Origin of the sequence: Tessaracoccus antarcticus, assembly GCF_003688855.1 — a bacterium.
GTDB lineage: Bacteria > Actinomycetota > Actinomycetes > Propionibacteriales > Propionibacteriaceae > Arachnia > Arachnia antarctica.
Map to the genome: position 1 here is coordinate 321,423 of NZ_REFW01000003.1, position 20,772 is coordinate 342,194.

At 66.5% G+C, this 20,772-nt stretch carries 15 protein-coding genes; 3 read left to right on the forward strand and 12 right to left on the reverse strand.

What is annotated here, in order from left to right:
* Nucleotides 1-133: 133 nt before the first annotated feature.
* The 12 genes from EAX62_RS12745 to EAX62_RS12805 form a co-directional block, all read right to left on the reverse strand.
* On the reverse strand, nt 134-1,657 hold the full coding sequence (locus EAX62_RS12745) for a flotillin family protein (protein ID WP_121902080.1): 1,524 nt from the start codon (nt 1,655-1,657) through the stop codon (nt 134-136).
* Between the two features lie 35 nt (nt 1,658-1,692).
* Nucleotides 1,693-2,217, reverse strand: coding sequence for an NfeD family protein (locus tag EAX62_RS12750; RefSeq protein WP_121902081.1), 525 nt, complete (start codon nt 2,215-2,217; stop codon nt 1,693-1,695).
* A gap of 112 nt (nt 2,218-2,329) precedes the next feature.
* A complete protein-coding gene (locus tag EAX62_RS12755) occupies nt 2,330-2,554 on the reverse strand; it encodes a hypothetical protein (protein WP_147454104.1) in 225 nt (74 codons plus the stop codon).
* Between the two features lie 73 nt (nt 2,555-2,627).
* Nucleotides 2,628-3,101 carry a DUF3592 domain-containing protein gene (locus EAX62_RS12760; RefSeq protein WP_121902083.1) on the reverse strand — a complete coding sequence of 158 codons (474 nt, stop codon included), beginning with the start codon at nt 3,099-3,101 and terminating at the stop codon, nt 2,628-2,630.
* 611 nt (nt 3,102-3,712) lie between these two features.
* The gene (locus EAX62_RS12770) at nt 3,713-4,957 is read right to left on the reverse strand and encodes an AGE family epimerase/isomerase (RefSeq protein ID WP_233557940.1); all 1,245 of its coding nucleotides are present in this window, start codon (nt 4,955-4,957) and stop codon (nt 3,713-3,715) included.
* Nucleotides 4,954-5,847, reverse strand: coding sequence for a LacI family DNA-binding transcriptional regulator (locus EAX62_RS12775; RefSeq protein ID WP_121902175.1), 894 nt, complete (start codon nt 5,845-5,847; stop codon nt 4,954-4,956). Before EAX62_RS12775 ends, EAX62_RS12770 begins: the two co-directional genes overlap by 4 nt.
* 13 nt (nt 5,848-5,860) lie before the next feature.
* Entirely contained in the window at nt 5,861-8,341 is a 2,481-nt protein-coding gene (locus EAX62_RS12780; RefSeq protein ID WP_199711280.1) for a glycoside hydrolase family 31 protein, read from the reverse strand.
* On the reverse strand, nt 8,338-10,827 hold the full coding sequence (locus EAX62_RS12785; RefSeq protein WP_121902085.1) for a glycoside hydrolase family 2 protein: 2,490 nt from the start codon (nt 10,825-10,827) through the stop codon (nt 8,338-8,340). The genes EAX62_RS12780 and EAX62_RS12785 overlap by 4 nt, the downstream gene beginning before the upstream one ends.
* A complete protein-coding gene (locus EAX62_RS12790; protein WP_121902086.1) occupies nt 10,824-13,343 on the reverse strand; it encodes a glycoside hydrolase family 2 protein in 2,520 nt (839 codons plus the stop codon). The genes EAX62_RS12785 and EAX62_RS12790 overlap by 4 nt, the downstream gene beginning before the upstream one ends.
* 34 nt (nt 13,344-13,377) lie before the next feature.
* A complete protein-coding gene (locus EAX62_RS12795) occupies nt 13,378-14,199 on the reverse strand; it encodes a carbohydrate ABC transporter permease (RefSeq protein WP_121902087.1) in 822 nt (273 codons plus the stop codon).
* On the reverse strand, nt 14,196-15,050 hold the full coding sequence (locus EAX62_RS12800) for a carbohydrate ABC transporter permease (RefSeq protein ID WP_233557941.1): 855 nt from the start codon (nt 15,048-15,050) through the stop codon (nt 14,196-14,198). Before EAX62_RS12800 ends, EAX62_RS12795 begins: the two co-directional genes overlap by 4 nt.
* A gap of 364 nt (nt 15,051-15,414) precedes the next feature.
* Nucleotides 15,415-16,725: an ABC transporter substrate-binding protein gene (locus EAX62_RS12805; protein WP_121902089.1), complete on the reverse strand. Its 1,311-nt coding sequence runs from the start codon at nt 16,723-16,725 to the stop codon at nt 15,415-15,417.
* A gap of 221 nt (nt 16,726-16,946) precedes the next feature.
* On the opposite strand from EAX62_RS12805, the gene EAX62_RS12810 reads away from it, so the two are divergent.
* The 3 genes from EAX62_RS12810 (at nt 16,947) to EAX62_RS12820 (ending at nt 20,766) form a co-directional block, all read left to right on the forward strand.
* Nucleotides 16,947-18,203 (forward strand): ROK family transcriptional regulator, encoded by a 1,257-nt coding sequence (locus EAX62_RS12810; protein ID WP_121902090.1) that lies wholly within the window; start codon nt 16,947-16,949, stop codon nt 18,201-18,203.
* 167 nt (nt 18,204-18,370) lie between these two features.
* The gene (locus tag EAX62_RS12815) at nt 18,371-19,402 is read left to right on the forward strand and encodes a glycoside hydrolase family 113 (RefSeq protein ID WP_199711281.1); all 1,032 of its coding nucleotides are present in this window, start codon (nt 18,371-18,373) and stop codon (nt 19,400-19,402) included.
* Entirely contained in the window at nt 19,399-20,766 is a 1,368-nt protein-coding gene (locus EAX62_RS12820) for a glycoside hydrolase family 28 protein (RefSeq protein ID WP_121902091.1), read from the forward strand. The genes EAX62_RS12815 and EAX62_RS12820 overlap by 4 nt, the downstream gene beginning before the upstream one ends.
* Nucleotides 20,767-20,772 lie beyond the last annotated feature (6 nt).

Below are 20,772 nucleotides of genomic sequence, written 5' to 3' on the forward strand. Positions count from 1 at the left end.
CGGATGTCCCCCAGTATTGCCCACCCACGGCACCGCTCTCGTCCAGGGGGCCGCATGCCCACCCCGGAAGGCGTGCACACACAGCGAGGCCCCGGACCGTGGTCCGGGGCCTCGCCGATGTTGTTGGGTCAGGTCACTCGTCGTCGTTGACGACGGTGCCCCTCACCGTGTCGCTGCTCGTGGCCTTGGACGACCTGCTGGAGATGATCTCCATGAGGTCGATGCCCGTGGTGTTCTTGATCATCTCGACCGTCTGCACCACGTTGTCGTTGACCGCCCGCGGCAGCGCGGACGCGCCGTCGGTGGAGACGATGGTGAGCTTGTCGATGTTGCCCATGGGGGCAGCCACCTTCTCCGCCACCTGTGGCAGAACCTCGATGAGCATCTGCAGGACAGCAGCGTCGTTGTAGTTCTTGAACGCTGCTGCGCGCTTGTTCATGGCCTCGGCCTCGGCGGCACCGATGGCGGCAACGGCGGCAGCCTGCGCCTCACCCTCGGCACGCACGGCGTCAGCTTCAGCGATACGACGGGCCTTCTCGGCCTCACCGCGCTTGGCACCCTCGATGGCCTCGGCCTCTGCGAGCGCGGAGCGTCGGGACTGCTCACCGACACCGGTGAGGCGTGCCTTCTCGGCCTCGGCCTCGGCGTCTGCGATGGAGGACGCCTTGCGTGCCTCCGCCTCGAAGATCTCCGAGTTACGACGACCCTGCGCCTCGGTCTCTGCCTGGTACCGACGTGCGTCGGCCGGCTTGCGGACCTCGGTGTCGAGCTGACGATCCTTCAGGGCTGCCTGACGCACGGCAACCTTCTCCTGCTCGGCGAGGATGGCCTGGTCGCGGTCGGCCTGCGCCAACGGACCGGCGGCGGCTGCCTGCGCACGTGCGGCGTCGGTCTCCGCCTTGATCTCGGCTTCCTTCAGCACCAGCGAACGCTGGGCGATGGCGATCTCCTGCTCGGCGGCCAGGCGTGCCTGCTCCGCCTCCCGGCGTGCCAGGGCCTCGGCCACGGCGGCGGTGCGGTTCAGCTTCGCCGACTCCGGACGCCCCAGGTCGGACAGGTAGCTGCCGTCGTCGCTGATGTCCTGGATCTGGAACGTGTCGAGGACAAGGCCCTGACCGGTGAGGGAGGATTCGGCCTCGTCGGCCACGCGCTGCGCGAAGGCGGCGCGGTCACGGATGATCTGTTCCACGGACAGCGAACCGACGATGGAGCGCAGGGAACCGGCGAGGGTCTCCTGCGTGAAGGTCTCCACCTCGTCCTGCTGTGTGAGGAAGCGCTGCGCGGCGGCGCGAATGGAGTCCTCGTTGCCACCCACCTTCACGATGGCGACACCGTCGAGGTTGAGCTTGACGCCCTGCCCGGAGACGGCGCCACGGATCTGCACCATGATGCGACGGCTGGACAGGTCCAGGATGTGGAGGCGTTGGATGAACGGCACGACGAACACGCCGCCGCCCATGATGACCTTCTGCGCACTCAGGTCAGTGGAGATCTGACCGGTCTCCGGGTTGGTGACGGCCTTCCCCTTCTGGCCGGTGATGATGTAGGCCTCATTGGGGCGGGAGACCTTGTAGCGGCTGGCGATGAGCCAGATGAGGAGGATGACGAGCAGTACAGCTCCGCCAATCCCCACTAGGAGCGGTGGCAAATCAAACATGGCTGACTTCCTGTTTCGACGATGGGGGGCAAGATTCAGAGGTCCTCGGGGGACTCGGGCAATGCATGGGTGGGTGTGACCTCGACGGCCGTGGGCGACACGATGCCGGAGACCCACACCTCGGTGCCCGCCAGGATGGGGAGGGCGCTGCGGGCGGCGCGCTTGCGCGACTGGCCTGCCCCGAGGATGCGCACCTCTCCGAAACCTCCGGCGGGAATATCGGTGATCACCCTCGCGGTGGACCCCACCATGGAGTGCGAGCTGAAGGTGGAGGTGGACTCACTGCGCTTCAGCCACCGGGTGAGCGCGGTGGCTCCCGAGGCGGCGGCGATGCCAGCCACAATGCCGACGGCGACGGCAACCCAAGTGACGTCGACGACGGCCAGTGAGATCACCCCACCGAAACCAAAGGCCCCCAAAAAGGCAGCGAGGCCAGCGATGGAGAACAGGTCACCGCCGAGCGCGTCGAGGTTGAAGATGCCCTCGAGGATGTCTCCGAGAAGGATCGACAGCAGGACGGTCAGGAGTCCGATGACTCCGATGATTACGAAGAACGTCACGCCGACCTGCCTTCCACTACTCCATCGATGGTAGCGGGGTCGCGGACGGGCCACGAAAACGGGTGGGATCCGTCGAGCGTGCTTGCACAGGTTCACGTGCCTGGCCACGACGTCAGCCGTGCCACTTCGCTGAGGACTGGAGGTCAGCCGGCGTGGCGCACTCCCGGACGCGGGTCGGTGTCGGCTGACTCGTCCCCCCACGCACGAAACGGTGATGCAACCGTGGCCTGCGCTCCGGGTCGACCTGGCGCGGCGGCGTGAACCAGGGCAGGCCCGTGTCCGGATCCATGAGGATCTGCCACTGCACCCGCTCCGACACACCGGGATCCGGCTCCACGAGGCGATGGTGATGCGGACACAGCAGCACCCCATTCGACAGGCACGTGGCCCCACCGGCACAAAAGCTTGTCTCAGAAGGGAACTTTCAGGACGAGCTTGAGTAGCACCCAGAATCCGAAGATGACGATGCCGAACCCGACCATGAAGAAGCCCAGCACCCCACTGAAGGCGCCGGCGATCCCTGGCTTGGCAAGACCCTGCATAACCATCAACCGCTCCGGAGACGCCGGGTCGTACACCACCGACACCAACTCACCCACCCGGGCAGGGGCAGGACGGGCACCAGTCATGGATTCGCCGCGGATGGATCGTCCATCTGGCAGGTTGAACTCGACGTAGGGAAACCATGCTCGTTGGTCGGTCAGCGATCCGCGTCGAGCCAGATCCCACTCGTGGTCGCGCAACTCAAGCACCCGAGCCTGGGTGTGGATGCCGGTGCGGACAAAGTCCTGAGCGCTGTCGCGACTACGACGCCCTCGCGCCAGTACGAGGGAACCCGTTGCAACGGAAGCGACAACGGCGAGAAGAGCGATCAGCGTGAACATTCCTCACCCCGAAGACCGTGGTCGCCACGATGAGGGGCTGGCCTCACCACCGTGACGCGAAACGTGGGGTCGAGCTCACAAAGCGAGGGTCGCTCATACTTCCAGCCCCTGCGAGTACTGTGTCGAATTGCTGAACCTCCATCATGATTTTGATTCCGCTCACGGTGCTCCACCCATGACCACGGACAGTGCAGGGTAATTCTGGGTGGCGATTGCTGGGGTCGGCGGGTACAGGCCCAGCGTATGCGACGTCTGCATCGCCACCTCAGCTTTCGCGGCATCCATCAAGGCTGGGGCCGTCGGGTAGCGGGCGGCGAGCTCGTCTCGGGCTTTGTCCCACTGCGCCAGGACCAGGTTCCTATCCGGTTGGGACAAGATGGTGCGGAAGATCGGGCCCGCTCCGCCGAGACCGCTCCGTCCAGCCGGGCCCGGGCGACGACCGGGTGAGCCGAGATCCCCAACAACGTCCATACCGACCAGTGTTCCGGCGCCACTGACACACCGTGATCCCACAAACCGCATCACATCGTGATCACGGCCCGGGACGGCGCACAGGGACCGCCGCCGAGGAATCGAGATGCGTCAGCGTTGCCCCGTGCGGGTGTGCGCCGTCATGACGTCGGTTGTTCTCGGCCCGCCGCCAGAGCTGTCGCGAACGACGGGGTGGTGGGCACGTCGGCCATGAGTGCCGCCTGGTAGGCGTGGTAGACATCCGGCTTGCCTGACCAGGTCCCGGATGCGGGCCTGTTCTCCGGGTCCAGCTCGTGGTGCCAGGAGCCCAGGGCGTGATCGATGAGGAAGGTGTCGGCGTAGTCCCACCATCGCTGCAGGTCAGTGGCGTAGCGCTGTTCGCCGGTGAGGCGGTGCAGGACCGTGGCGGTGCAGATGGCCTCCGCCACCACCCAGTGCATCCGGGCGCGCACCACGGGGGTGCCGTCCCAGTCTGTGGTGTAGATGAAGCCGTCTTCCCCGTCGGCTGCCCAACCGTCGGCGATGGCCCTGTCGTTGAGCGCGACGGCCGCCTCGACGAGCCCTTCCGGCGCGTCCTCCCCCAGTGTCTCGTCGACGGCGATGAGGAGTCGCGCCCACTCCATGCCGTGGCCCACAGTGGCACCGAAGGGCCGGAATGCGTCCGCGGGCATCTCGCGGTTGTAATCCAGCAGGGACCTCCAGTCTGCAGTGAAGTGCTCCGGGATCCGCCACTGGTTCCCTCGGGCCAGCGCGACGACGCGCTCGGCGATCCGGCCGGCCCGCGTGTGCCACGTGGAGTCACCCGTCACGTCACCGGCCGCCAGGAAGGCCTCGACCGTGTGCATGTTGGCGTTGACGCCCCGATAGTCGTCCAGCGTTGTCCACGCGCTGTCCCACTGCTCCACGACGGTGCCTGTTTCCTCGTCCCAGAAGTGCGACTCCATCACGTCCAGGGCCATGTCCAGCAGAAGCTGCGCGCCGGGCACTCCCGCGGCCAGGGCACTGGTGGCTGCCAGCACCACAAAGGCATGCGCGTAGGCCGCCTTGGCGCCCTCCGGACTGCCACCGGGCTCCATGGCGGCGAACCAGCCACCGGAGCGGGCATCGTGCAGCGGCCCCTGCGAAAGTGCTTGGACACCGTGCTGCGCCAACCGCGCCAGCTCAGTGCGGTCCGGTCCGCCCTCGGCGGGGGGTTCGCCTGCGAGCAAGCCCAAGCTGAAGACGTGCGTCATCCGGCATGCCACGTACAGCGGCATCGGCTCGGACGGGTCCAGTCTGCCGGCGTCGTCGAGGTAGCCGAATCCGCCCTGGCAGGCTGAACCCTGGGCGAAGCGGAGCAGGTCGGCGCGCTGGGCTGCGCGGTGGTCAGTGCTTCCGGCGATCACGGCGTCACCTCTGGGGTCGGGTCGTTCGCTGATGCAGGCGCGGAGGATTCGAGGATGGGGCTCCCCGTGGAGCCGCGTGCCGTGAGACGGGGCAGCGGTGCCGCATGGGCCCGGACCGGCCCCCCTGCCAAAGTGTTGAGGACGCAGGTCCCCACCAACTGGCCCATGCCGTGGACGTCGATGACCATGGCGGACAGGGCGGGGTTGGCGAGGCGGCACATGGCCGAGTCATCCCAGGCCAGGAGCGACAACTGCTCCGGGACCCGGACACCCATCTCCCCCGCAACGGACAGCGCCGCCAGGGCCATGATGTCGTTGTCGAAGATGATGGCCGTGGGCGCGTCGGGGCGGCCCAGCAGCGAGCGTGCTGCGTGCCGTCCCTTCTCCTCGGTGTAGTCGCCCTCGAGGATGGTGCCCTCAAGAGACCTGCTCCTGCACTCTTCAGAGAAGGCGTCGCTGCGCGCTCTGGTGTGCGCCAGCACATGGGGGCCGCTCACGCGGGCAAGCGTCCTGTGTCCGAGGCCCGCGAGGTAGGCCACGGCGTCGCGCATCCCCTGCGCGTCGTCGATCCAGATGTTGGTGAACGGCATGCCGGTGCTCGGACCACCCACCACGACGGCGGGCATGCCCAATTCCTGCAGGACGGCGATGCGGGGATCGTTCTCGATCATGTTCACCACCACCACGGCGTCCACCATGTTCCCGGCCGTCCACCGGTGGTAGGCGGCGATCTCCGCCGCGTGGTCGGGCACGACGTGCAGCAGGAGTGATTGGTCCTCCGCGCCAAGGATCTCCTCGATACCGGCGATGAGCTCGCCGAAGAAGGGCTCGTGCCCCAGCAGACGTGGGGGACGCGCCAGGACAAGGCCGACGGCGGCGGAGGTGGACATCACACCCGACACCTTATCGACGGCTCGCCGGTGGGGGGTCCGTTGCCCGTACCGGCGCCTGCATCTCCATGCAGTCTCCCCGCCAGTGGAGGGTGCCAGCGGCCTCGGCGACACCGCCACCCACCCCGACGCCCTCGCCCACCCGGACGACGCTGATCCTGCGCGTGGGGGCCTGCCCGGGAAAGGTGCCCTCCCGTTGCGCAACCCGTAGCGTGGAGGTGGCGTCGTCCCAGGCCAGGGTCGTGGTGGCGAACTCGCCCCGCTCGTAGGCGTAGCCGTCGCCGTCGTCCTCGTACAGGTCGAAGGAACCGTCCGCCCCCGGGTAGACGCGCACCTCCAGCGCGCCGTGCGGGTCCTCCTCCATGTGGCTCGTCTCCGGGCCCAGCGGCAGCACCGTGCCGGAACGGACGAACAGCGGGATCCTCTCCAGCGGTGCCTCAGCCTGGATCCGCTGTCCGCCGACGTGCCGTTCGCCGGTCCAGAAGTCGTACCAGTCGGCACCGGCGGGCAGGTACACGGATCGGCTCGCGGGGGCATCGACGAGCGGCTCCGAGCCGGGCCCGTGGTGGATGGGGTGGGTGACGGGGCACACGAGCAGTGCGGGGCCCAGCATGAACTGGTCGTCCACGCCCAGCGCCACGGGGTCATGACGGAAGTCGAACACCAGCGCGCGCATCGGGGTGTAGCCACGCTGCGTGGTCCATCCCGTCAGCGAGTAGAGGTAGGGCAGAAGTCGCGTCCGAAGTCTCAGAAAGGCGGCGATCGTGTCGTACCAGATGTCGCCCACGTCCCCGAAACGCCACGGCTCCCGCGGTGTGCACCGACCGTGGGACCGGAACAGCGGGATGAAGGCACCCATCTGCAACCAGCGGACGTACAGCTCCCGGTAGCCGAGGTCATCGACCCCCTCGGGGAAGTGCCCACGCCAGAACCACAGCGGATTGGGTGCAGGGGTGACGAAGTAGGCCCCGATGTCGAATGTCCAGTAGGGCGTGCCAGTGATGCACAGGTTGAGTCCGTCGGCGATCTGGCGACGCAGTGTCAGCCACGTGGCGGAGTGGTCACCCGACCATGTGATGGCGGAGTAGCGCTGCTGCCCCACGAAGCCGGAGCGTGTCAGCAGCAGGGCACGCTTGTCGGGCACATCGGCGCGATGCCCCTCGTAGAGTCCCCGTGAATGCAGCAGTGAGTAGGCGTTCATCTGCTCCGGGTCGATGTAGCGGTTGAGCTCCCGGGTGTTGATCTCGAGGCGCTGCCACGGCTCGGGTTCGACGGCGCCCTTCCAGTCCGCCTCGAAGGGTTCAGTGCAGTCGGCCCAGTAGGCGTCGACGCCGAACTGCGCGTAGCCGTCCCGGGTCTGCTCCCAGTAGCGACGCCGGGCCTCCGGGTTGAAGGCGTCGTACGTGGAGCCGTCCCCGAGGAGTTGATGGTGCTCGTCGAAGTCGCGCCGGTTCTCCCCGTCACCGTGCATGTTGGGCCAGATGGACACCATCAGCTTCACATCCAGATCGTGGAGCTCACCCACGAGTGCGGCGGGGTCCGGGTAGCGGTCCTCGTCGAAACACTTCTGTCCCCACTGCCCCTCCGGCCAGGTCTGCCAGTCCTGCACGATGCAGTCCAGCGGTAGGTTGCGGCGGCGGAACTCGCGGGTCACCTCCAGCAGTTCCTCGGACGAGCTGTATCTGTCCTTCGACTGGACGTAGCCCATTGCCCAGCGGGGCAGCATGGGCGCCTGCCCAGTGAGGCGTCGGACCTCGCCCACGATGTCGTCGATTTCGGGACCCACAATCATGAGGAAGTCCAGCGCGTCGTCGACTGCGGTCCACATGTGGGTGCCGTGCTGGTCGTCGTGGAACGCCATCAGCGACTGGCTGTCCCACAGCATCCCCCAGCCACGGCTGGAGACCAGCATGGGCGCCACGATCTTCATGTTCTGCTGGTAGAGGTACTGGTGGTGCCCGCGGTGGTTGAAGACGCCGTCCTCATGCTGGCCCAGCCCATGGATGACCTCACCGTCGGAGAACTCCAGCCGCACCTTGGTGGCGTACGCCTGCCGGTCGACGACCGTGTGGGTTCCCCTCACAACCGAGCGCTCCCCGTCCGCGCCCCGCACCGTCGTGATCTCGGCGTCATCATCCAGCACCGTGTGCAGGACGTCGACGACGCTGAGTTCCTTCGTGGCAGCACCGTCGCGCGGTTCCCGCACGAGGAGGCCACCGTCGGCGTCCCTCCAGGTGAAGGCGCCGCCGACCTTGTCAATGTGCAACTGCAACCTTGACGTCGAGAGCGTGACGACGCCGTCGGTCTGGGTGAGCTGCGGTGCTGTGCGGACGAGGTCAGCCACCAGCATGAGGCTGTCGTCCTCCGGGAACTCCTCCTTCCCCGTGAGCACCACTCGCATCACCCGCTCCCCCACGGCCTGGACTTTCAGCTGGCCGGTCGATGTCTTGAGGACGACGCCATCGGGTTGTACAAGCGATTCGAGGATGTTCACTGGTTCTCCTGTGGGCGGCTGTTGGCGCACAGCTCACTGGTGCTCCGCAACACGGGTGCCTGCACCAGCGCGATGGCGTCAAGGTCTGCGGTGGTGGTGACGCGGAAGGTGTGGCTCTCACCCGGCAACAGGGTCACCAACAGGTCATCCACGACCGCGTCGGGGCTCAGCCGGTCGGGGAACAACGCCACCTCTTTCACGAGCGTGTCGGCGGTGACGGTGACGACATACCCGTCTCCGGTTCGCGACACCTCACTGCGGAGCAGCGGTGCAGGGAAGTGGGTGTCCACGTCCTCCGCGAACCACCACCACGCGCGGTCCACTGAACCGTCCGTGCCACCAGCCACGACGAACTCCCGAGTGGGGTCACCCGGCCGGGTGACGGATTCCGCGAGTTCGATGGTGGCGCTGCAGCGGCGGTCAAGGTTGATGTCGACGGTGTGTACCGCGAGTTCGGAGCCGTCGACCGACAACCGGCGCACCGTGATCGATTCCTCCCATGAGGCGTCGGTGTCGTTGCTGACGATCAGCGCGACCCGGTCACCGCGCGGCTGCAGCAGGAGAACACGCGGAGCGTTGAGTCTGCGCAGCGCAAACCACAGGGGCTTGCGCTTCCCGAGGTGGTCGACCAGCGCCCAGCTGATGGCGGGCCAGCAGTCGTTGAGCTGCCAGATGATGTAGCCCGAATTGCGGGGCGCGTGCGAGCGCCAGTGCGACACACCGGTAGTGATGGCCCGCACCTGCGCGAGCTGCGTGGTGAAGTACCAGTCGTCGAAGGTGGCGGGTTCCGGCAGATGGCCCGTCCAGCCCAGGCTCAGCTTGTGGTTGCCGTCGATGGACTTCTGGTGCACGGCCATCCCCGGCGCCTCCGGTGCCAGCACCTCGTCCTGAACGGCCGGGACGAGGGTGGAGAACGCTGCGGGTGCCTGGAACCCGAATTCGGCCACGAAACGCGGGATGGCGTCGCGGTACGTGAGGTAGTCCTTCGTGAACCACACCTTCCAGCTGTGGACAGGCCCGTGGTCCGGATCGGTGGGCAGGGCGTCGTTGGTCGGGTTCCAGGGGCTTGAGGGGATATAGGGGCGAGTGGGGTCCACCTCCGCCAGCACGCGCGGCAACAAGTCCTCGTAGTAGCCACGCCCCCAGGCCTCGCCGGGTTCCAGACGTTCCTTGAAACCCCAGTTGTGGTAGCCCTCGATGTTTTCGTTGCTGCCGTTCCACACCACCAGCGACGGATGCGATGCCAGACGTGCCACGTTCTCACGTGCCTCCGCCTCCACCTCGTCCCACAGCTCTGGCTCCTCGGAGTACATGGCGCAGGCAAACAGGAAATCCTGCCACACCAGGATGCCTTCTCGGTCGCAGGCGTCGTACAGGTCGTCGCTCTCGAAGAGCCCCCCGCCCCACACGCGGATCATGTTCATGCCGCCGTCGACGACGTCACTGACACCGCGGGCGTAGTCGTCTCGTGTGAGGCGGGACGGGAAGCAGTCGGCGGGGATCCAGTTCGCCCCCCGCACCCAGACGGCTTCCCCGTTGATGCGGAACTCGAAGCCGGTGCCGAACCGGTCGGCTTCCATCCGCAGTTCGACGGTGCGGAACCCCACGTCCCGGTGCCATGAGTCGATCTCGCGCCCATCGTCCAGGAGGCGCACCTCCGTGCGGTACAGGGGCTGCTCGCCGTGCCCGCGGGGCCACCACAGCTCCGGCTGGGCGACGGCGGCGTGCAGCGCCACGGACCCGCCCTCCAGGGCGACGGGGTCCCCGCTTGCCACGACGGCCCCGTCGGGTGCAAGGACACGCAGGGCAAGGTGCAGACCCGAGCCGGTTGCATGTTCCACCTCGACGTGAACGTCGAGGATGCCATCACCCGCACCGTCCACGAGGACACGGGGAACCACCCCGGCGATCCGAGCGCTGGACCAGGCGTGCAGGCCGATGGGACGCCAGATGCCCGAGGTGGTGAGTGTCGGCCCCCAGTCCCAACCGAAGTTGCAGGCCATCTTGCGTAGCGCGTTGTAGGGCAGGGCCTCGCCGACCAGCGGCTTGGCGCCCATGCGCTCCTGCGCCTCCCGGGCGGCCCGCAGTGGTGCGTCGAAGCCAATCTCCAACTGGTTCCCCGTCGGCTTGAGGAGAGCCCGGACGTCGAAGCGGTAGGACCGGTGCTGGTTGCGGGTCCTCGCAACCTCCGTCCCGTTCAGGGTGATGGTGGCAACGGTGTCGAGTCCCTCGGCCACGAGGTCAACCCTGTCGTCGCCGGTGTCGACCCAGTCGAAGACCGTGCGGTAAGTGGCGTCCGCCTCGGCGATCCACTGCACGGACTCCTCATTCGTGCCGAGGTAGGGGTCGGGGATGAGGCCCGCAGCCATGAGGTCGGTGTGGACAACGCCGGGAACGGTTGCGGGCACCGGAGCATCCAGGCCGGCCGGGACGAGGTCCCCTGCCAGGGTGAGCGTCCAGCCGTCGTGCAGGGTGAGGTGGGTCATGCAGTGTGTCCTTCAAAGGTGTTGGCCCGTGTGCCGGACAGGTCGTTGGCGGTGCGCAGGACGGGGCTGGAGGCGAGGTGTTCCTCGAGTCCCGGCACGTCCGTGCGCACACGAATGGTGGCCGTGGACCCGGCGGGGATCGTCACGAGGCAGTCATCCACTTCAGCGCGCGCGTCCAGGCGATCCGCGAAGACGGCCACGTCCTTCGCGAGCGATCGGGCGCGAACATGGACGAGGTACCCCCCGTCGACGGCCTCCACCTTCACCTCGAGCGGTGAGGGATCCAGGTGGAGGTGGATGTCCTCCACGAAGCAGTGCACCGTGCGTTCCCCGTCGAGTTCCGCCACGAGGGTCTCCTCGGCCGGGTCGTCGGGCAGTCGCAGGTTGTCGGGGATGTCCACGAGTGTGACCGAGCGTGGCGCCACGTTCACCGACAGTTCCGCCGAGGCCAGGACACCCCCGTCCAGGCGTTCACGTCGTGCTGCAACGGTGCCTCTCCATGTCTCGCCGGTGTCGTTGACCACGGCGAGCACGTCGCGCCGATCCTCACCCTCGCCACGGGGCTGGACCGTGAGGAGTCGGTCGGCGTAGGCGGCACGCAGCGACCACCACAGAGGCTTCGGTCGCTCGTCGCCGTCCACGGCGGCCCAGGAGGTCACGGGCCAGCAGTCGTTGAGCTGCCAGACGATGGAACCGGCTGAGCGCGGCCACCACGACCGGTAGTGCGTAATGGCATGTGCCACTGCGCGGGCCTGGTTCAGCTGCGTGGCCCAGTGCCAGTCCGTGAAGTCCTCGGGGACGCCGATGTGGGGAGCCAGTCCCCTGTCGAGCTTGCCGTTGCCGTCCTCGGCCTTCTGGTGGACGAGCCAGACGTCGTCCTCCTTCGATGGGAGCGAACCGTCGGGATTGCGGATGGCGCGTTCGATCGTTGCCCACGTCGCCGGTCCCTGAAACCCGAACTCGGAGCAGAAGCGGGGGATGTCGTCGCGGTACCGCGTGTAGTCGATGCGGTTCCACACCTCCCACTGGTGGTGTGTGCCGTGGTCCGGGTCGTTGGGGTGCACCTCCTCGGGCGTCCTGCCCGGCGAGAAGGGGCTCCCAGCGGAATAGGGCGTTGTGGGTGCCAGCTCGGAGACGATCCCGGGGAAGAGGTCGTAGTAGTAGTGACTTCCCCACGTGCGCCCCTCCAGCGGTTCCTTCCAGCCCCAGTCCTCATGGCCCCAGATGTTCTCGTTGCCGCCATTCCACAGCACCAGCGAGGGGTGAGCGGTCAGGCGGGTGACGTGTTCACGCGCCTCGGCCTCGAACTCGCTGCGGTGGGGTTCCTCCTCCGGATAGGCGAAGCACGCCAGCAGGAAGTCCTGCCACACCAGCAGTCCGCGCTCGTCGCACAGCTCGTAGAAGTCCTCGCTCTCGTAGATGCCGCCGCCCCATACCCGCAGAAGGTTGAGGTTGGCGCCGGCCGCCTGGTCGATACGGCGGGCCAGACGGTCGCGGGTGATGCGCGTCAGGAGGTGGTCGTCGGGTATCCAGTTCGCACCCTTTACGAACACGGGCACGCCATTGATGACGATGGTGAATGCCGTTCCCACCTCGTCGTCGGAGGTGTCCAACGCGACCGTGCGGAGCCCTATGCGACGATGCCAGGAGTCCAGCTCCCCCGCTGCGCCCAGCTCCACGGTCAGGTCGTGCAACGGCTGAGCACCGTAGCCCCTGGGCCACCACAGCTGGGGATCCTCCACGGCAATCTCGAGAACCATCGACGTCTCCGCCGCGATGACGACCCCGGTCACCTCGGTGTCCCCGAGCCGGGTTGTCACCGCCACGTCGGATGCCTCCTCGAGGCCTGAGCGTTCGACGTCGACATGTACGGCCACGTGGGCGGTGCCGTCGCCATCGATGGTGACGAGCGGGCGGACTGCCCGGATGCGGGCAGTCCTCCAGCGCTCGAGGCCGATGGGACGCCAGATGCCGGCTGTCTGCAGGTCGGGCCCCCAGTCCCAGCCGAAGCTGCACGCCATCTTGCGCACCATGTTCACGGGGTGGTCGTAGGCTCCGGGACGGCCACCGATCCGCGCCGCCTCCTCCTCCGCCGCCTCCAGGGCCGAGCGGAACGCCACGGTCAACGGCGACGCTTCTCCCCCGAGCGCCGACGCCGCCTCCGTGATGTTGAAGCGGTGGGTGCGGTGCTGGTTCCGGGTGCTGCCCACCACCGTGTCCCCGAGCGTGATCTCGGCGATGGTGTCCAGACCCTCGCAGACGAGGTCAACGCGTTCTCCCTCCGCTGGCGGCGCGATGCGCACATTCGTCGTGTAGCTCCACGACGCCCGGTGCGCCCACACCAGATCCGTCTCGTTGGCGTCGAGGTAGGGATCGCTGATGAGACCCGCGGTCAGCAGGTCCGTGTGGGCGGTGCCCGGGACGTGTGCGGGCACTGGGCCGGCTGCGACGGACTCCGGGACGGGGCCGCCGGTGGCGCTCAGGGTCCAACCGTCGTGGAGGGAGAGACGCTTCATGATGGATTGCTCCTTGGAATGATGACGAGGTGTGTTATTTGACGGCGCCGGCCGACAGGCCGTTGTAGATGTACTTCTGCAGCGCCAGGAAGACAATGAGGGTCGGAATGATGACGATCAACGCTCCGGCGGACAGCACTTCCCACTGGGTTCCCATGGGACCTTTGAAGCGCTGCAGCGACGTGGAAATCACGCCAAGATCACGCGAGGGCATGTACAGGAACGGGATGTAGAACTCGTTGTAGATGCCGATGCCCTTGATGATGACGACGGTGGCGATGGCAGGTGTGAGAAGCGGCAGGATTATTTTCGAGTAGATCGTCCAGTGGTTGGCCCCGTCGACGGTGGCGGCCTCGTCCAGTGACACCGGGATGGACCGCATGAACTGGATGAAGATGTAGATCGAGATGATGTCGGTACCCATGAACAGGATGATGGGCGCCAGTCGCGTGTTGTAGAGGCCGAAGGCGTTGACCACCTGGAATGTCGCCACCTGGGTGGTGACGCCGGGAATGAGCGTGGCCAGGAGGAACAGCAGGAACACCGTCTTCTTGAAGCGGAACTCGAACCGGTCCAGTGCATAGGCGGCCATGGTTCCCAGCAGAATGGTGCCGACCACGGACACCGCGAGGATGATGGTGGTGTTGAGGAAGGCGCTGGCCATCTTGGCTTCGGTGAATGCCCGCACAAAGTTGGCCAACGTCGGGTTCTTGGGCGGGTCGAGGACTCCGCTGGTGGCATATTCAGCGGTGCTCTTGAGCCCTGTGAAGAGCAGCACGACCAGCGGGACGAGCGTGAAGAGGCAGGCGAGCACCAGGGAGGCGTACTTGCCGATGACAACCAGGACCCGTGTCATGCGATATCCACCTTTTCGTCAGGGACCAGCATTCGCTGGATCCACGTCACCACGAGCACGATGACCAGCAGCACGACTGCCATGGCCGAGGCGAGACCCACCTTGTTGTTGTTGAAGGCCGTCTTGACCGTCTGGATGACGAAGGTCGCCGAACCGTTGGCGCCGTCGGTCATGATGAAGGGGATCTCGAACACCGAGAGGCTTCCGGACACCGCCAGGATGAACGAGAGGCTGATGATGGGTTTGATGCTGGGCGCAATGATGTAGCGGAACTGGTTCCAGCGGCTGGCACCGTCCAGGTCGGCGGCCTCATAGATCTGCCCGGGAATGGACTGGATTGCACCGAGGAACAGGACGAAGTTCAGACCTGTGTAGCGCCACACGGACGTTCCGGCCAGGGAGAAGTTGATGATGGCGGGGTCACCGAGCCACAACGGGAGGGAATCCTGCGAGATACCGAGGAGTCCCAACACGCTGTCGAGCGTTCCTGCCGGCTGGAAGAAGAACAGGAAGATGAATGAAATGGCGACGCCGTTGATCAGGTAGGGGAAGAAAAGAATTCCCTTGAACAGGTTCTTGAACCTGGTGCTGAAGGACAAGATGGTGGCGAAGTACAACGCCAACGACATCTGGATGATCGAGGCAGCCAGGTAGTACAGGCTGACGCGGAACACACCGAACAACTCCGGCCGTGTGAAGAACTCGACGTAGTTGTCCATCCCGACAAAATTCTTCACCTTGCTGACGCCGTTCCAGTCGGTCACCGAGTACCAGAACATGTTGGCGACCGGGACGTAGCCGAAGGTGATCAACAACGCCAGCGGGACGAGCAGGAAGATCCATGGGGTCACTGGCCATCCGCGCGCTGGGGCGGTGGACGTGGCCGATCGCCGCTTCCGTGGGCGTGGCGCCGGTCGATCAGCTGTGGACAGGACTATTTCTTCACCGGTTGCGGTATCACTGCTCATCATTCACTCCTTTGATGAGGTCGCACGGTCGCCACGTCTTTGCGCTGACCGAGGTGGAATGTGTGGGGGTGGCAACGATGGCGTCACTGCCGCCGTCGCCCCCGGGGCGGGGGTCATCGCGTTGACCCGCGCCATGTGACATCTGTGGGCTCCTTGCCGTGCGCGCCCCTGCAGGCTCGCAGTGGTTAAGGGGCCCCACCATGGGTGGCACGGGCCCGGATGGGGCCCGTACCACCGCAGGTCCTGCTCAGCCGACGGATTCGACGGCTGCGCCCCACTTCTCGTTGAGGGACTTGAAGATGTCCTCCTTGGACTTGCCGGAGGCGCCGCGGGCGGCGTCAACGAGCTCCCGGTAGTAGTCGGGGCTGCTGAGGCCGATCTCGGCCTTGTTGTCCACCGTGGACAGCTTGGGTGCCGGCGTCATCTCGAGGTACTTGACCCCAGTGGCCTCGAACTCCTTCAGCGCCGTCGGAGCCGGGTGATCGATGAGCGGGGAGAGTCCCCCGACCTCGTCGCTGTAGCCCGACTCGTTGCCCATCCAGTCGATCCACGCCCTGGCCGCAGCCTTGTGCTCGGAGTTGATGTTGATGGCCATCTTGAAGTCCCCCCCGATGGGCGAGACGAACGTGCCATCCACCTGGACGGGGGGAGGCATGTAACCGATCGACTTCGGATCCGCGCCCGCCTTCGTGGCCGCTTCCTGCATCTGTGCCAGCGCCCACGTGCCCAGCGGCATGACCGCGATCTTGCCCGTACCGATCAGGTTCTTGGAGTTCTCCCAGTTGGTGGTGGTGGGATCCTGCTCGGTGAGACCCGCCTTGACGACGTCGAACAGCATGGAGTCGAGGGTGGCCTTCTCCTTGCCGTCATCCCAGGGGGACTTGTCATCGGCCATCTTCACGAGCGCTTCGGCATCGCCGGACACCGAGCCCATGAGGCTCTGGGGCCAACCCAGAGGCCAGCCGTCCTTGTAGTTGGTGTACAACGGGATGGCGTCGGTCTTGTCCTTGACGGCCTGGAGGTCTGCCATGAACTCCTCGCTGGTCTTGGGCATCTCCGTGATCCCCGCAGCCTTGAAGACGTCCTTGTTGTAGACCATGCCATTGGCGTTGCCGAACGTGGCGATGCCGTAGACGGTGCCGTCGACGGCCGCCTCGTTGATGAAGCGGTACGTCTTCCCGAGCTCGTCGGTGGTGCCGAGCGGCTCGAAGAAGTCGGGGTAGTCCGCCTGCTGCACCGTGCTGGGGATGAGGAGGACGTCGCCGTACTCCTTGGTGTTCATGCGGGTCTTCACCTCGCCCTCGTAGTCGGTGAGGGCCTCGAACTTGACCTTGACGTCGGGGTACTTCGCCTCGAAGGTCTTCTTGTAGTCCTGGAAGGTCGTGTCGACGATGTCGGTGCGGTTCGTGAGGACGAGAATCTCTCCCGACGGGGTCTCCGCGCCCGTGGTGGAAGAGCCGGGCTCCGGGGTGGCGTCTCCGCCTGAACAGCCGGCCATGGCCAGCAGGGCGACCGATGCAGCTACGGCAGCGAGCCGTATGCGTGGTGAGTGGGACATCTGTGTTTCCTCTCAGCGAATATGAATGTGTCGTGATGCGGTGTGCGGGGCATCCGTCGTTGGCTGCCTTGTGGAAGGATGCATCGTCCACCACGGACGATTTGCCCTCTGGAACATTCTTAGATCATCGACTAAAGTAAGTCAAGAGCGCGACGCACCCAACTCAGTGACCGTTGCCAAACTGTTACCATGTGGCGATCCCACGGGACTCTGGAGGAAAAATGAGCACTGCCGTAGGACCAAGGGTCTCGCACCTGTCCACACAGGCGGCACTCCTCGACGTCATCAGGGGTGCGGGCAGGATCAGCCGCGTGGACCTCGCCCGTCGAACTGGCCTGACGGGCGCCACGGTGTCCATCGTGGTCCGGAAGCTCATCGACGAGGGCATGGTGGTGGAGGCCGGCCGCGCCGAGTCGACGGGGGGCAAGCCGGCCGTGCTGCTGGAACTGGACCCTGACGCGCGCTTCGCCATCGGCGTGCACCTTGAGCAGTCGGGCATCACATACGTACTCTCGAACCTCGGCGGCGCAGTGGTGGGCCGTTGGCGCCACACCGGTGCCGAGACGGGGGATCCCTCCCGCGTGGTGGAGCGCATCTCCCTCGACCTCACCGCCCTCATCGAATCCGTGGGCGTGGAGCCGGATCTGATCGTGGGGCTGGGGGTGGTCTCCCCGGGCCCGCTCACGGGCTCGGTCGGCATGGCGCTGACTCGCCCCACCATGAACGCCTGGACAGATTTCCCGTTGGCGGAGGCCCTCCAGCGCGCCACCGGCCTCCCCGTCATGCTCGAGAACGACGCGACCGCGGCTGCCGTGGGCGAATACTGGGCCGGGACCCGTGGCAGCAGCACCTGCTTCGCTGCGCTCTACATGGGGGTGGGCCTGGGCTCGGGACTCATGGTCCGCGGCGATCTCTATCGTGGCGCCAGCAGCAACACCGGAGAAGTGGGCCACATCTGCGTCGAGCTTGACGGTCCCCAGTGTTGGTGCGGCGGACGCGGCTGCGTGGAGGCACTGGCCGGCCCCGAGGTGGTCGTGGCGCAGGCCAGGGCAGCGGGTGTCGACCTGCCCGGCACCGGACACGACAAGGACTTCGCCGCCCTCACACGGCTCGCCCTCGCCGACGACGACCGGGCCAAGGAGATCCTCCACCGGTCCGCCCGCTACGTGGCGCTGGCCGCCCAGGCGCTGGCCAACCTCATGGACCTCGACAGGATCGTGCTGACGGGTCCCGCGTTCGCCCAGGCCGGGTCACTGTACGTGCCCGCCATCCGTGATCAGCTGGATCGTTCCTTCTTCGCGCGAACCACGCACCCCATCGAGGTGGACATCTCCCTGCACGCAGCCGAGGCCGCTGCCATCGGTGGCGCCGCACTGGTCCTGCAGAGCGAGCTGGCGCCCCGCGCCTCGTCCACGCGCGCACTGCGTTCACCCACATCGTCGAGGGTTCTGCGCCTCCCTGCTCACGCCATTCACTGACCCACCCACTGCTCCCCGCTTGCGCCCGGGGACGACGAGAAACCCGCATCGACGCGGTGATCGGCGCGCCCGCGCATGGGAACGAGATGGCTGCCCTGCCCGCAACACATCGTGAAATGAGACGAGGTGCACCACCTTGTCACACCATCTGAGAAGGGAATCACACCATGACAACACCAATCATCAGAGCAGAGGGCTGGGACGCGCCCGTGGGTGGGATGACGTGGGGATGGGTGGGTGAACGAGGCACCTGGGACACCGTGGCCGCCCGGCAGTCGATGACCGCGATGGCCGAACTCAACGTGAACTGGGTTACCCTGGCGTTCGCCGCCGTTCAGGCCACCGCACAGTCCACGGAAATCCCGTTCCGCGATGAGCCGACTGTCACTGACGACGAGATCCGCGCAGCCGCCGCCATGGCACGCACGTTGGCGCTGAAGGTCTGCCTCAAGCCTGTGGTCAACGTGGCCGACGGCACCTGGCGCGCCCACATCGGTTTCTTCGACGTGGACGTACCCGGCGAGCCGACATGGTCGCAGTGGTTCGCCAGCTACCGCGACTTCATCCTCCACCACGCGCACCTGGCGGCCGAACTCGACGCCGAGATGCTCTGCATCGGGTGCGAGATGGTGAGGGCCGATGCGCAGGATGCGCACTGGCGTTCCCTCATCGACGACGTCCGCGCCGTCTATGACGGACTGATCACCTACAACTGCGACAAGTACCAGGAGGGTCGGGTGACCTGGTGGGACGCCGTCGACGTCATCTCCTCCAGCGGGTACTACCCCACCGGCACCTGGGACGAACACCTCGACCGCATCGAGGCGGTGGTGCGCCACCATGGCAAGCCGTTCCTGTTCATGGAGACCGGGTGCCCCAGCCGGGAGGGTTCGCCCGCGCGTCCCAACGACTGGACGCTGCAGGGAGCACCGAGCGAGAAGGCCCAGGCCTCCTGGCTCGACGAGATGTTCACCGCCTGCGCTCGTCGCCCCTGGGTCGGCGGCTTCATGCTGTGGGACTGGCAGCCCGACCTGTACCCGATCGACGAGGCTCCGCTCAACGACGACTACGCCCTCTACGGCAAGGAGGGCGCCACTGTGGTGGCCGCCCACTACACCCGGATGCTCACCCCGTTCCTATCGCCCGGGCCGGCGGCACCGTCCCCACGACTGCTGACCATCCAGGACGACGCGTCATGATCTTCGACATCACGCACTACGGAGCCACCGGAGACGGTGTCACCGACGATGCACCGGCCATTCAGCGCGCCATCGACGCCTGCGCCGACAACGGTGGCGGGCGGGTGACCCTCCCCGCCGGCAGGACCTACCTCAGCGGCACCATCCTGCTGCGGTCCTTCGTCGACCTCCACATCGAGTCGGGCGCGACACTGGCCGCCAGCCCCCACGACGAGGCCTACACGCTGCGGCGCCAGACCTCGGGGCTGGCGGGACTGCCGGGGCAGGACACCGACCTCAGCACCATGCTGATCACCGCAAAGGGCGAGAAGAACGTCTCCATCACGGGTGGGGGCACCATCGACGGCGGCGGCCGGCACTTCGTCATCAAGGACAACGGCCACTCCTATGAGATGGAGAAGGTGCGTCCCTACACGATCTACCTCATCGACTGCGAGCGCGTCGTCATCCGCGACGTGGTCATCCGCGACGGCGCCTACTGGACCGTCCGGGCCTCCGGCTGCCGGGGTGTGCAGATCCACGACATCAGCATCCGCAACGACACGTTGCTGCCGAACTCTGACGGCATCGACATCGACTCCTGCCAGCGGGTCAACATCAGCGGCTGCGACATCGTGACGGGCGACGACGGCATCTGCCTCAAGACGTGCCGGGAATCCACCCGGTACGGCAACTGCGAGGACGTGGTGGTGACCAACTGCACGATCGTCAGCACCTCCAGTGCCCTGTGCATCGGCTCCGAGACGGCGTCACCCATCCGCAAAGTGGTGTTCAGTTCCTGCGTGATCTCCGGCACCAACCGCGGCATCACCGTCCAGATGGTGGATGGCACCGACGTCAGCAACGTCCTGTTCAGCGACATCGTGGTCGAAACCCGGTTCTTCGACCGCGTCTGGTGGGGTCAGGGCGAGCCCATCCACGTGTCGGTGGCCCCGTTCAGGGCGGCCAGCGGCACGGTGCGCAACATCCGTTTCCGGAACATCCTGGCCCGCAGCGAAGGGGGCGTGGTGGTCCACTCGGATGACCCCGGCTGCATCAGCGGTCTCGTGTTCGACGGCGTGCGGGTGGAGATCGACCGGTGGAGCGGTCGCCCCGGCGGTTTCTGGGACCTGCGCCCGAACCTGGCGAACGACGTCGTCCCGCACACCACCAGCGGCTTCCACGTGGAGCACGTGTCGGACGTCAGCCTCCGCGACTGCGAAGTGGTCTTCGCTCAACCCGAGGGTCACCGCTCCCCCGACCTGCGGCATGCCGTTGAACTGGTGGCAGTGGAGGACGTGCGACGCTGCGACGTCCGCGGCACCTCCGCCGACCCGAGCCGATGGTCCGCGATGGTCCGCGACCGTCAGCCGATCGACGCCTGAGCCGCG

Excerpts from the sequence above, each read along its gene's own strand:
- EAX62_RS12745 (WP_121902080.1), bottom strand. The coding sequence starts at position 1,657 with ATGTTTGATTTGCCACCGCTCCTAGTGGGGATTGGCGGAGCTGTACTG.
- EAX62_RS12760 (WP_121902083.1), bottom strand. The coding sequence starts at position 3,101 with ATGTTCACGCTGATCGCTCTTCTCGCCGTTGTCGCTTCCGTTGCAACG.
- EAX62_RS12775 (WP_121902175.1), bottom strand. The coding sequence starts at position 5,847 with ATGTCCACCTCCGCCGCCGTCGGCCTTGTCCTGGCGCGTCCCCCACGT.
- EAX62_RS12785 (WP_121902085.1), bottom strand. The coding sequence starts at position 10,827 with ATGACCCACCTCACCCTGCACGACGGCTGGACGCTCACCCTGGCAGGG.
- EAX62_RS12790 (WP_121902086.1), bottom strand. The coding sequence starts at position 13,343 with ATGAAGCGTCTCTCCCTCCACGACGGTTGGACCCTGAGCGCCACCGGC.
- EAX62_RS12795 (WP_121902087.1), bottom strand. The coding sequence starts at position 14,199 with ATGACACGGGTCCTGGTTGTCATCGGCAAGTACGCCTCCCTGGTGCTC.
- EAX62_RS12805 (WP_121902089.1), bottom strand. The coding sequence starts at position 16,725 with ATGTCCCACTCACCACGCATACGGCTCGCTGCCGTAGCTGCATCGGTC.
- EAX62_RS12810 (WP_121902090.1), top strand. The coding sequence starts at position 16,947 with ATGAGCACTGCCGTAGGACCAAGGGTCTCGCACCTGTCCACACAGGCG.
- EAX62_RS12815 (WP_199711281.1), top strand. The coding sequence starts at position 18,371 with ATGACAACACCAATCATCAGAGCAGAGGGCTGGGACGCGCCCGTGGGT.
- EAX62_RS12820 (WP_121902091.1), top strand. The coding sequence starts at position 19,399 with ATGATCTTCGACATCACGCACTACGGAGCCACCGGAGACGGTGTCACC.